Consider the following 11,479-nt stretch of genomic DNA (forward strand, 5'->3'; position numbering starts at 1 on the left):
CAGTATGGAAATTTCATTATTAACAGATGTTGGTCAAAAGCGTACAAATAACCAAGATTATGCCAATCTTTTTGTGAATCGGGCGGGCAAGACCCTGATCATCTTGGCAGATGGTATGGGCGGCCACAGAGCTGGAAACATTGCCAGCGAAATGGCTGTGACAGACTTAGGAGCTGCCTGGGTTGATACACAGATTGATTCGGTGAATCAAGTACGTGAATGGTTTGCGGAGCATTTGGAAGAGGAAAATCAGCGCATTCATCAATTTGGTCAAGATGAAGAATACAAGGGCATGGGCACGACTTTGGAAGCCTTGGCTATCATTGATAATCAAGCCATCTATGCTCATATCGGAGATTCTCGCATCGGCTTGATCCGCGGTGATGAATACCGCCAGCTGACTAATGATCACTCGCTTGTTAATGCTTTGTTGAAAGCTGGACAGATCACTCCAGAAGAAGCAGAGCGTCATCCGCAGAAGAATATCATTACCCAGTCTATTGGTCAAAAAGACGAAGTACAGCCTGACTATGGCATGATTACCTTGGAGGACGGTGACTACCTTCTGCTTAATAGTGATGGTCTGACCAATATGATTTCAGACAGTGAAATTTGTGACATTGTCACCAGCGACATCAGCCTGTCTGAAAAAACACAAACCTTAATTCGCTTTGCCAACAATGCTGGAGGGCTGGATAACATCACAGTTGCTCTGGTTCGCTTTGACAAGGAGGATAAGGCATGATTCAAATCGGCAAAATCTTTGCCGGGCGATATAAAATCATCAAGCAGATTGGCCGCGGAGGCATGGCAGATGTCTATTTGGCCAAGGACTTGATTTTGGATGGTGAGGAAGTTGCGGTAAAGGTTCTTAGGACCAATTACCAGACAGATCCTATCGCTGTCGCGCGCTTCCAGCGGGAAGCCAAGGCGATGGCTGACTTGGACCATCCGCACATCGTTCGGATTACTGATATTGGGGAAGAAGATGGCCAGCAGTATCTGGCTATGGAATACGTGGCAGGTCTTGACCTCAAGCGCTATATCAAAGAGAATTCTCCGATTTCAAATGAAGAAGCAGTCAGAATCATGGGACAAATCTTGCTGGCAATGCGCTTAGCGCATACACGCGGTATTGTCCATCGTGACCTGAAACCACAAAATGTCCTCTTGACCCCAGATGGCAATGCCAAGGTAACAGACTTTGGGATTGCGGTGGCCTTTGCAGAGACAAGTCTGACTCAGACTAACTCAATGCTAGGCTCGGTTCATTATCTATCACCTGAGCAGGCGCGTGGCTCTAAAGCAACTGTTCAGAGTGATATTTATGCGATGGGGATTATTTTTTATGAAATGCTGACTGGTCATATCCCTTATGATGGGGATAGTGCCGTTACGATTGCCCTGCAGCATTTCCAAAAGCCGCTGCCATCCATCATTTCTGAAAATCCTAATGTGCCTCAGGCCTTGGAAAATGTGGTCATTAAGGCAACAGCCAAAAAACTGACGGATCGTTATCAGTCAGTTGCAGAAATGTATGTCGACTTGTCCAGCAGCTTATCTTATGAGCGCCGCAATGAAAAGAAATTGGTCTTTGATGATGTAGCGAAAGCAGACACCAAGACCTTGCCAAAAATCTCGCCTGTACCTCAGCCAGTAGTTCCACCTGTTAAGTCAACACCGCCTAAAGCGGAAGCGGCTGAAGTCAAGGAAGAGACAGCTGATGCGGTTAAGAAAGTTCCAAAGAAACGTCGCTTGAGAACGCGTTACAAGGTTCTTTTCTTTGCAGTCCTATTGGTTTTGGCTGCCTTTGTCGTCCTTCTCTATAACAGCCCGTCCAATACCAGCGTGCCAGATGTTTCTGGTCAGACTGTAGCAGAGGCTCGCTCCGCTATTGAAGCTAAGAAGCTGGTTGTTGGAGATGAAAAAGAAGAATACAGCGACAATGTCGAATCTGGCAAAGTTATTAAAACCGATCCACAGGCTAACAGTCAGCGCCGCGAAGGCAGCAAGATTGACCTGATTATTTCCAAGGGATCCAAGACCTTTGTGATGGAAGATTATGTCGGTCAAGCAAAATCAGCCGTAGTTGAAAATCTGAAAACAAACTATAATGTTTCTGAGAAATTGATTGAGATTGTTGAGGAGGAATCGGACGAGTACGAGCCAGGTCAGGTCATTCGCCAGTCTCCGGCAGCTGGTTCGACCTATGATTTGACTTCTAATCATAAGATCAAGCTGACAGTGGCGAAAGAAGTGACTAGTGTGGCCATGCCTGACTTTGGCAGCATGCAATACACCTACGCTAATGCCCGTTCTTACTTGATTCAAATGGGAATTTCTTCTTCTCGAATTGAGCGAGTTGTTGACCGTTCGGTCACTTCGACTCAGGCGGACTTGGTGACCTCTCAGTCTCCAGCGGCAGGTCAGACAATTGACCTCAAGTCAAATGAAAAAATCACTCTTTACGTGACAGAAGCAACGACACCATCGTCATCTAGCTCGTCATCATCATCGTCTAGTAGCAGCTCAAAGAGCAGCTCATCGTCTGAAGATAGTGGACATGGAACTAATTCCAGCTCATCTGATAGTTGATTAATAAACCATCCATTTCAAGTTTTTTATCTTAAAACGGATGGTTTTTTCTTATTTACTGGACAAATTTCCCTATTTCATGCCTTGGACGGAGGTTTTTTGCTTTAATTTTGTTAAAATAGGAAGGTAGAGAAAGGAAAAGGCTATGTGGAAGGTTCAATTATTTGTCTTTGTTGAAACAGTCTTACTATCCATGGCATTGGTGACCATGTTGGCAGCTGATTTTTCACGAGTTGTCATTATCTTGGTCCTTTTTTTGCTGCTGCTCTATTATTACTTCGGCAAGCAAAAAGGGAATTTTCTGCTGGTCGCTTCCATGATTATGCTGTTTTTCATTATTATGCTCAATCCCTACGTCATTGCTGCCCTTTTATTTGCGCTTGTTTATGGGATGATTGTGGCCTACCCTTATATCTATAAGGAAAATCAAGAAACCCATCTCGTTTACGAAGAAGATGTGGAAATTCAGAGTGAAAAGAATCGCTGGTTGGGGGACCTGCAGCATTTTTCTAAGGACAGCTGTCAATTCCACGACATCAATCTCTTGCGCATTGTTGGGAAAGACACCATTCATTTGGAAGATGTGATTTTGGTCAACCATGATAATGTCATTGTCATTCGAAAAGGTTTTGGCGATACCAAGATTATTGTGCCGCTGGATGTGGAAATTCAGCTGCAAATCAATACTCTTTACGGGGAGCTAAACTTTCTGCATCATCCATCCCGCAAGCTGCGCAATGAAACCATTTCGCTGACGACACCAGACTATAAACGGGCCAATAAGACAGTGAAGATAGTCCTCGTCAGCTTCTTAGGAAATGTGGAGGTTGTCAGAAAGTGAAGAAATCAAATTATTTTCTCATTCTCCTCTATACTTTCTTTGTCTTATTTATCATCTTTCATTATATTTTCAATATTTTTGATTTTACTTGGCAGGAGCTCTTTAATGATTTGGAGCTGTTGCAGTCATTTGTTTTCTTTGTTGTGATTATCGGTTTATCACTGACCATTCTGATTGTGATAGCAGCTCGCTTGATACAATATCTGTCGGTAGCCCATGTGCAAAAAAATCTTCGGCGTTTGCTGGATGGACGGAGGCTGGAGCCAACAGACCAGCCCGAGCTGGATCGCTCTCTGCATCAGCTCGAGAGGAGGATGCACCGTCTGACAGAGAATCTCCAGAAGTCTGAAAACCAAACCCTGCAGACAGAAGAAAAAATTATCGAAAAAGAACGGCGGCGGATTGCGCGTGACTTGCACGATACTGTCAGTCAGGAATTATTTGCAGCCAATATGATTCTTTCGGGAGTGGCTGGAAATGTAGAACGGCTTGATGGAGAAAAACTGCAAAAGCAGCTCAAGGGGATTGCCGATATTCTGGACACAGCCCAGAAGGATTTGCGGATTCTCTTGCTCCACCTGCGACCTACAGAGTTGGAAAATAAGACTCTGGTCGAAGGTATGGATGTGATTATTAAGGAGCTGACTGATAAAAGCGACATTGATGTTCACTTCAATCATCAGATTGGGCATTTACCCAAACAGATGGAGGAGCATGTCTTCAGAATCATGCAGGAAATTATCAACAACACACTGCGGCATGCCCAGGCCAGTCGGTTGGATATTTACCTCTATCAGGCACCTAATGAGCTTAAAATTAAGGTATCTGATAATGGCGTCGGTTTTGATCCGCTGGCACAGGATGAACTCAGCTACGGCTTGAAAAATATGGAAGACCGTGTACGGGATATGGCGGGCACCTTTAAGCTTTTGACAGCCCCCAGAAAAGGTCTTTCTATTGAAATCACGATACCTTTACTAGAAGGAGAAGATCATGAAGATATTGTTAGTGGATGACCACCAGATGGTCAGATTGGGATTGAAAAGTTACCTGGAACTGCAAGATGGTGTAGCTGAAGTATCTGAAGCAGTCAATGGTAAAGAAGGCGTTGAGCAAGCTTTAGCAAGTCGTCCGGATGTGATTATCATGGATATCGTCATGCCTGAGATGAATGGGATTGAAGCGACACTGGCCATTTTGAAAGAGTGGCCGGAAGCAAAGATTCTGATTTTGACTTCTTATCTGGATAATGAAAAAATTTATCCTGTTCTGGATGCAGGCGCTCATGGATACATGCTCAAGACTTCCAGCGCTGAGGAAATTCTCCGTGCTGTCAAAAAAGTGGCCAAGGGAGAATTTGCCATTGAAACAGAGGTCAGTAAGAAAGTGGAGTATCATCGCAATCATATCGAGCTCCATGAGGATTTGACCGCTCGTGAGCGTGATATTTTAGGGCTTTTAGCCAAGGGTTATGAAAATCAACGGATTGCGGATGAACTCTTTATTTCCCTTAAAACAGTCAAGACTCATGTTTCCAATATCCTGTCCAAATTGGAGGTGAGCGACCGCACTCAGGCTGTTGTTTATGCTTTTCAGCACCATCTTGTCCCACAAGAAGACTTTTAATGGTATAATAGAAAAGATTAAGATTGGACAAGGGGAGATATGGACGCAAAATTAAAGTATAAGGCAAAAAAGATAAAAATTGTCTTTTTCGATATAGATGATACCCTGCGAGTCAAGGATACAGGTTTTATCCCAGAGTCTATCCAGACGGTTTTCAAGCAGTTGAAGGACAAAGGGATTTTGACTGGTATTGCGTCTGGACGAGGAATGTTTGGTGTCGTGCCGGAACTGAGAGCTTTGCAGCCAGACTTTTTCGTTACACTGAACGGAGCCTATGTCGAAGACAGTAAAGGAAAGGTGATTTCTCAGGCGGTTATCCCGTCTGATAGAGTAATGTCCTATATTGCTTGGGCTCAGGAAGTAGGGATTGACTATGGTCTGGTCGGCAGCCATGAAGCGGCCTTGTCTAATCGAAATTCTCTGATTTCAGAGGCCATTGATGTGGTTTATCCAGATTTGCCTGTAAATCCAGACTTTCATTTAGACAAGGATATTTATCAGCTTTGGACCTTTGAAGATAGAGGAGATTGCCTGCAGCTGCCAGAGGCATTAGCGGAGCATCTGCGTTTGGTTCGCTGGCATCCTCATTCGTCAGATGTCGTACCGACAGAAGGTTCCAAGGCAGCCGGAGTTTCCAAGGTTGTCGAGCATCTGGGCTTGAAACCTGAAAATGTCATGGTTTTTGGCGACGGACTCAATGATCTGGAATTATTTGACTATGCCGGAATTGGCATTGCCATGGGCGTTTCCCATGAAGAACTGCGAAAAAGAGCAGATTATATTACAAAAACAGTAGAAGAAGACGGTATTTTTGCCGCCTTAGAGGAGTTAGGTATGGTAGAAAAAGAATTACATTTTCCACAAGTAGAACTTGCAGCAGCAGAAGGTCCAAAAGCGACTATCAAGACTAATCATGGGGACATGAAAGTTCATCTGTTTCCAGAACAGGCACCAAAAACAGTAGCCAACTTTATTGCCCTTGCTAAAGATGGTTATTATGACGGTGTGATTTTCCACCGCATTATTCAGGACTTTATGATTCAGGGTGGCGATCCTACTGGTACCGGTATGGGCGGTCAGTCTATCTATGGTGAGAAATTTGAAGATGAGTTTTCACCTGAGCTTTACAATATTCGTGGGGCTCTTTCCATGGCAAATGCTGGGCCGAATACTAACGGCAGTCAATTTTTCATTGTTCAAAATAAGAATCTACCTTATTCAGCTAAGGAATTGAGCCGCGGCGGCTGGCCTGAAGCTATCGCTGAAGTCTATGCCAGTCAGGGAGGAACACCGCATTTGGATCGGCGCCACACTGTCTTTGGTCAGCTGGCTGATGAAGCGTCCTACCAAGTTTTGGACAAGATTGCAGCTGTTGAGACGGGGGCGATGGACAAGCCGGTGGAAGATGTTGTGATTGAAACGATTGAGGTAGAAGACTGATGAAAATCGGTGATAAATTAAAAGGCAAAATCACAGGGATTCAGCCTTATGGAGCTTTTGTTGAGCTGGAAAACGGAACAATTGGTCTTATTCATATCTCAGAAATTCGTCCGGGTTATATTGAAAATATCCATGATAGTGTAAAGATCGGTCAGCAAGTATTGGTACAGGTTGTGGACTATGATGAATTTTCTGGGAAGTCCAGTCTGTCCATGCGAACCCTAGAAGAAGAAAAGCACCGCCTCCCTAGACGCCACCGCTTTTCAAACGACCGCTGTAAAATTGGTTTTGAACCTTTAGGCAGACAGCTGCCTATCTGGATCAAAGAGGCAAAAAAAATCTTAAAAGAAGAAGCTTAAAAAATATCCTGTTCGATAAGAGAACAGGATATTTTTGTTAGATAGAATTGCCATTCAATTCATAGCTGAGTGCTAATTTGAAATGGACATATTTTTCAAAAAAACTAAGCATCAAATTCATAGAGAGCAGTAGATAGGTAGCGTTCGCCGTTATCAGGTGCCAGAGCAAGGACTTTTTTGCCAGCTCCTAGTTTTTTTGCTACTTCAATAGCTGCGAAAATAGCAGCAGCAGATGAAATTCCCACTAAGAAGCCTTCCTGACCGCCAATATAGCGTCCGAATTCCAGTGCTTGATCAGAAGTTACGCGGACAATACCGTTGTAGGCTTCTGTATCTAAGGTCTCTGGAATGAATCCAGCTGAAAGTCCTTGGATTTTGTGAGGACCTGGCTTCTCACCAGAAAGGATAGCAGATTCGTCTGCTTCAACTGCGTAGGTTTGGATGTCCGGATTAACTTTTTTTAGAGCGTGAGATACACCGGAAATAGTTCCGCCAGTTCCGACACCGCCAACAAAAGCGTCCAGTCCAGTTTCACCGAAAGCAGCAATAATTTCTGCTCCTGTTGTTCGTTCGTGAACCTCTGGATTGGCCGGATTATTAAATTGCAGTGGCAGCCAGCCATTACGTTCTTGCGCAATTTCTTGTGCTTTTGCAATAGCCCCTTTCATTCCTTCGCTGCCTGGAGTCAAAACTAGCTCTGCTCCATAGGCTTGAATAATCTTGCGGCGCTCTACACTCATGGTTTCTGGCATAACAATGACAACCTTGTAGCCTTTAGCTGCTCCAACCCATGAAAGGCCAATGCCAGTATTTCCGCTGGTTGCTTCAACGATGGTATCGCCAGGTTTGATGAGGCCATCGCGTTCAGCCGCCTCAATCATGCTAAGAGCAATCCGGTCTTTGACGGAAGAGCCAGGATTAAAAGCCTCTAACTTCACATACACCTCAGCGGCTCCTTCTGGAACCAAGTTGTTCAATTTGACAATGGGAGTTTGCCCAATTAGTTCTGTAATGTTTTGATAAATACGTGACATAGAATACATACCTCAATATAATTTAATAGAATTAGTATAAAATGAAACAAGCGCTTTGTAAAATATAAAAAAGCTATGAGAGCCATAGCTTTTCTTTATGTCAAAACGTCAAGGGGACTTCTACTTGGCGCAGTCCTTGATCCATCATCTCCAATTTGCCCTTAAAAAACTCAGTCAGTTTATCTTTAAGCAGTTCTCTTTCACCTTTGTCAACGAAAAGAAGAGTGGAGACAGTATCTGTAAATTCAGTATCGTATTCAGCAAGATTTTCCGCCTTAAGAAAATTCGCAAAATCCTGATATTGGCTGTAAGACAGTTTTAGGCGCAGGCCGGCTTGTTCTTTTATCTCAACCAGTCCAATCTCCTTAATAGCCAGAGCAACACTGCCGGCATAAGCTCGAATCAGACCGCCGGCTCCTAGCTTAATACCGCCAAAATAGCGAGTAACGACCACGCAAAGATTGGTCAATTCATGCTTTTCTAGGACTCCCAGCATGGGAACTCCAGCTGTTCCGCTGGGTTCTCCGTCATCACTGGTCCGCTTAATATCGCTCTTTTCTCCAATGATAAAAGCAGAGCAGTTATGGGTAGCCTTGTAATGCTCTTTTTTTATAGCACCGATAAAAGCGCGAGCCTCTTCCTCGGAGTAAACTCGTTTTACATGGCAGATAAAGCGGGATTTTTTAATTTCCTCTTGAACCATGCCATCTTCCTTAATTGTCTTAAATTCCATAACTATATTTTACAAAAAAAGATGGATTTTGCCAAAAAATTACGAATATATAAGTATGTTAGAGTTACAAGATTGTTTAGGACGGATATTTACAGAAAATCAGTTAGAGCCTAGCTTGCGAGCAAAAGCAAAAGAAATTCCCAGTATCCAAGAAGAAAAAGGCAAGCTCTTCTGTGGACGCTGCAACAGCTTGATTGAACGAGAAAATCAACTGCCGGTTGGAGCTTATTATTGTAGAGAATGCTTAATCTTGGGTCGGGTACGGAGTGACCAAAAACTCTACTATTTTCCTCAAGAGGATTTTCCTAAAAATCAGGTGCTTAAATGGCAGGGGCAACTGACAGAGTTTCAGGGGAAGGTCTCCAAAGGCTTACTTGATGCGCTAGAGAAAAGGCAGAATACGTTAGTGCATGCTGTTACTGGCGCTGGAAAAACAGAAATGATTTACCAAGTGCTTGCAAGAGTTATTGATAGAGGTGGTTCTGTTTGCTTGGCCAGTCCGCGGATTGATGTTTGTTTAGAGCTTTATCGGCGCCTAAAAGAAGACTTTTCTTGTGAAATAGCCCTTCTGCATGGGGAGTCAGAAGCTTATTTTCGCAGTCCCTTGGTAATTGCTACCACTCACCAGCTATTAAAATTTTATCAAGCTTTTGATTTGCTGATTGTGGATGAGGTAGACGCCTTTCCTTATGTGGATAATCCCATGCTGTATCACGCTGTAGAACGTTCTGTAAAGGAGGATGCTACAACTATTTTTCTGACAGCCACTTCCACAGATGAACTGGATAAAAGAGTTCAAAAAGGTGAGCTGAAACGCCTGAGTCTTCCCAGAAGATTTCATGGTAATCCCTTGACCATCCCTCAGAAAGTTTGGTTATCTGATTTTCAAAAACATCTTCAGAAGAAGAAAATAGCACCTAAGCTTTTAAAATATATACAAAAACAGAGGGAGACGCAATTTCCTCTCTTGATATTTGCTGCCGAAATTCAAAGAGGAGAGGATTTTGCTCAGGCTTTGCAGATTGCTCTGCCAGTTGAAAAACTGGCTTTTGTAGCCTCCACCACAGAAAATCGTCTGGAAATTGTCGAACAGTTTCGTCGCAAAGAGATCACTATTTTGGTGACAACGACTATTTTAGAGCGTGGGGTAACCTTTCCTGGCGTAGATGTTTTTGTCTTGGAAGCCAATCATCGCTTGTTCAGCAGTAGTGCTCTGGTTCAGATTTCAGGCCGAGTTGGCCGCAGTATGGATAGACCTACTGGACAGTTGCTATTTTTTCATGATGGGACTACCCTTGCTATGGAAAAGGCAATTCGAGAAATGAGAGATATGAATAAGGAGGCGGGATTGTGACAGAGTGTCTTTTATGTAAAGGGCAAATTGAGGAGAAAGGTAGTTTTTTGCAGCTTTTTCTATTAAAAGGAGAAGGACCAAGCTGCTGCTCCACTTGTTATCAAAATTTTGAAGGCATATCTGAAGAGCATTGCCCTCGCTGTTTTCGCAACGGGAAATCAGATTTATGTACAGATTGCCAAAAATGGGAGGAAGAGGGTAATCAAGTCCAGCATCAGTCACTATTTACCTATAATGATGCAATGAAGGATTATTTCAGTCAATACAAGTTTCAGGGAGACTATGCGTTACGCTTTGTATTTGCAAAAGCAACTAGAAAAGCAGTCAGAGTGTTTAGAGAGCATACCATTGTTCCGATTCCAGTCAGTGTCGAAAAATTCCAAGCAAGAGGATTTAATCAAGTGCAGGGGATTTTAGATGCTGCAAACCTGTCATATAGAAATATCTTAGAGAAAAAAGACACCATAGCACAGTCGAGCAAGACACGTGAGGAGCGTCTGCTGACGCAGCAAGCTTTTGAAATTAGGAAAGGAATTGATTTGCCAGATAAAATTTTGCTGGTTGATGATATTTATACGACTGGAAAAACCTTGCAATTGGCTAAGCAAATCTTATTGGAAGCCGGTGTGAAAGAAGTATTGTCATTTTCAATCGCAAGATAAGAAAAAATTTGCAAAAAAAGAATGAAAGCGTTATAATGATATTATAAATAAAACATTTATGTTTAGAAAGAAGGTACTTATATGCTTAAATATAGTATCCGTGGTGAAAACCTAGAAGTAACAGATGCTCTCCGTGACTACGTAGTTTCTAAACTTGAGAAGATTGAGAAGTATTTCCAAGCAGAGCAAGAACTTGATGCGCGTGTGAACCTCAAGGTTTACCGTGAAAAGACTGCGAAAGTGGAAGTGACAATTCCGCTAGGCTCCATCACTCTTCGTGCAGAAGATATCTCTCAGGACATGTATGGATCAATTGATTTGGTCACAGATAAGATTGAACGCCAAATCCGCAAAAATAAGACCAAGATTGAAAGAAAGAATCGCAATAAAATTGCTACAAGTCAGCTTTTCACAGATTCCTTTGCTGAAGAAGCAGAAGAAGTTCCGTCAAAAGTTGTCCGTTCAAAACACATAGATTTGAAGCCGATGGACTTGGAAGAAGCAATTCTGCAGATGGATTTATTGGGGCATGATTTCTTTATCTATTCCGATGCAGAGGACAGCAGCACAAATGTTATATATCGTCGTGAGGATGGAGATATTGGACTGTTAGAAGTCAAATAAATGAGAAAAGAGGGTTGAGAGCAAGTTTCTCAACCTTTTTAATTTTATAGAAAGTTATACTGTCAGATGACATAGAACAAGCACCCTAGGCACAAAGAAATTAACTTTACACTTAGAGTTTAAAAATAAACTTCAAAAAAATGTAAAAAATATTAGAAAAGGTATTGACAGGAGGTGTGGTTGGGTGATATACTAATATAGTTGTCGCGAA

General features: G+C 42.8%; 12 protein-coding genes. 10 read left to right on the top strand and 2 right to left on the bottom strand.

The window, feature by feature from the left end; genetic code table 11:
- The first annotated feature begins 4 nt into the window (after positions 1-4).
- The 7 genes from QZ169_RS07780 to QZ169_RS07810 all read left to right on the top strand — a co-directional run bounded on the left by QZ169_RS07780 (position 5) and on the right by QZ169_RS07810 (position 6,861).
- The gene (locus QZ169_RS07780; protein ID WP_002903268.1) at positions 5-745 is read left to right on the top strand and encodes a Stp1/IreP family PP2C-type Ser/Thr phosphatase; all 741 of its coding nucleotides are present in this window, start codon (positions 5-7) and stop codon (positions 743-745) included.
- Positions 742-2,595: a Stk1 family PASTA domain-containing Ser/Thr kinase gene (gene pknB / locus QZ169_RS07785; RefSeq protein ID WP_295506057.1), complete on the top strand. Its 1,854-nt coding sequence runs from the start codon at positions 742-744 to the stop codon at positions 2,593-2,595. Before QZ169_RS07780 ends, pknB begins: the two co-directional genes overlap by 4 nt.
- A gap of 145 nt (positions 2,596-2,740) precedes the next feature.
- Positions 2,741-3,436 (top strand): cell wall-active antibiotics response protein LiaF, encoded by a 696-nt coding sequence (liaF, locus tag QZ169_RS07790; protein ID WP_002893496.1) that lies wholly within the window; start codon positions 2,741-2,743, stop codon positions 3,434-3,436.
- A complete protein-coding gene (locus tag QZ169_RS07795) occupies positions 3,433-4,452 on the top strand; it encodes a sensor histidine kinase (RefSeq protein WP_295506059.1) in 1,020 nt (339 codons plus the stop codon). Before liaF ends, QZ169_RS07795 begins: the two co-directional genes overlap by 4 nt.
- The gene (locus tag QZ169_RS07800) at positions 4,430-5,062 is read left to right on the top strand and encodes a response regulator transcription factor (protein WP_175859139.1); all 633 of its coding nucleotides are present in this window, start codon (positions 4,430-4,432) and stop codon (positions 5,060-5,062) included. Before QZ169_RS07795 ends, QZ169_RS07800 begins: the two co-directional genes overlap by 23 nt.
- 39 nt (positions 5,063-5,101) lie before the next feature.
- Positions 5,102-6,502, top strand: a complete 1,401-nt coding sequence (locus QZ169_RS07805; protein ID WP_295506062.1) for a bifunctional Cof-type HAD-IIB family hydrolase/peptidylprolyl isomerase — start codon at positions 5,102-5,104, stop codon at positions 6,500-6,502.
- Positions 6,502-6,861, top strand: coding sequence for a S1 RNA-binding domain-containing protein (locus QZ169_RS07810; RefSeq protein ID WP_295506065.1), 360 nt, complete (start codon positions 6,502-6,504; stop codon positions 6,859-6,861). Before QZ169_RS07805 ends, QZ169_RS07810 begins: the two co-directional genes overlap by 1 nt.
- Before the next feature lie 104 nt (positions 6,862-6,965).
- Here QZ169_RS07810 and cysK read toward each other — a convergent pair whose 3' ends face one another.
- On the bottom strand, positions 6,966-7,895 hold the full coding sequence (gene cysK / locus QZ169_RS07815) for a cysteine synthase A (RefSeq protein ID WP_032906094.1): 930 nt from the start codon (positions 7,893-7,895) through the stop codon (positions 6,966-6,968).
- Between the two features lie 100 nt (positions 7,896-7,995).
- Entirely contained in the window at positions 7,996-8,628 is a 633-nt protein-coding gene (locus tag QZ169_RS07820) for a YigZ family protein (protein ID WP_295506068.1), read from the bottom strand.
- Between the two features lie 55 nt (positions 8,629-8,683).
- Between QZ169_RS07820 and QZ169_RS07825 the strand changes: the two genes are divergently transcribed.
- The 3 genes from QZ169_RS07825 (at position 8,684) to raiA (ending at position 11,268) form a co-directional block, all read left to right on the top strand.
- Positions 8,684-9,982, top strand: a complete 1,299-nt coding sequence (locus QZ169_RS07825; protein ID WP_295506070.1) for a DEAD/DEAH box helicase — start codon at positions 8,684-8,686, stop codon at positions 9,980-9,982.
- On the top strand, positions 9,979-10,644 hold the full coding sequence (locus tag QZ169_RS07830; RefSeq protein WP_295506077.1) for a ComF family protein: 666 nt from the start codon (positions 9,979-9,981) through the stop codon (positions 10,642-10,644). The genes QZ169_RS07825 and QZ169_RS07830 overlap by 4 nt, the downstream gene beginning before the upstream one ends.
- Positions 10,645-10,725: 81 nt before the next feature.
- Positions 10,726-11,268: a ribosome hibernation-promoting factor, HPF/YfiA family gene (gene raiA, locus QZ169_RS07835; RefSeq protein ID WP_295506082.1), complete on the top strand. Its 543-nt coding sequence runs from the start codon at positions 10,726-10,728 to the stop codon at positions 11,266-11,268.
- Positions 11,269-11,479: the final 211 nt, after the last annotated feature.

It is taken from the genome of uncultured Streptococcus sp., assembly GCF_905372115.1.
Taxonomy (GTDB): Bacteria; Bacillota; Bacilli; order Lactobacillales; family Streptococcaceae; genus Streptococcus.

Coding starts and splice junctions, on each gene's coding strand:
- QZ169_RS07780 (WP_002903268.1), top strand. CDS start 5: ATGGAAATTTCATTATTAACAGATGTTGGTCAAAAGCGTACAAATAAC.
- pknB (WP_295506057.1), top strand. CDS start 742: ATGATTCAAATCGGCAAAATCTTTGCCGGGCGATATAAAATCATCAAG.
- liaF (WP_002893496.1), top strand. CDS start 2,741: ATGTGGAAGGTTCAATTATTTGTCTTTGTTGAAACAGTCTTACTATCC.
- QZ169_RS07800 (WP_175859139.1), top strand. CDS start 4,430: ATGAAGATATTGTTAGTGGATGACCACCAGATGGTCAGATTGGGATTG.
- QZ169_RS07805 (WP_295506062.1), top strand. CDS start 5,102: ATGGACGCAAAATTAAAGTATAAGGCAAAAAAGATAAAAATTGTCTTT.
- QZ169_RS07810 (WP_295506065.1), top strand. CDS start 6,502: ATGAAAATCGGTGATAAATTAAAAGGCAAAATCACAGGGATTCAGCCT.
- cysK (WP_032906094.1), bottom strand. CDS start 7,895: ATGTCACGTATTTATCAAAACATTACAGAACTAATTGGGCAAACTCCC.
- QZ169_RS07820 (WP_295506068.1), bottom strand. CDS start 8,628: ATGGAATTTAAGACAATTAAGGAAGATGGCATGGTTCAAGAGGAAATT.
- QZ169_RS07825 (WP_295506070.1), top strand. CDS start 8,684: ATGTTAGAGTTACAAGATTGTTTAGGACGGATATTTACAGAAAATCAG.
- raiA (WP_295506082.1), top strand. CDS start 10,726: ATGCTTAAATATAGTATCCGTGGTGAAAACCTAGAAGTAACAGATGCT.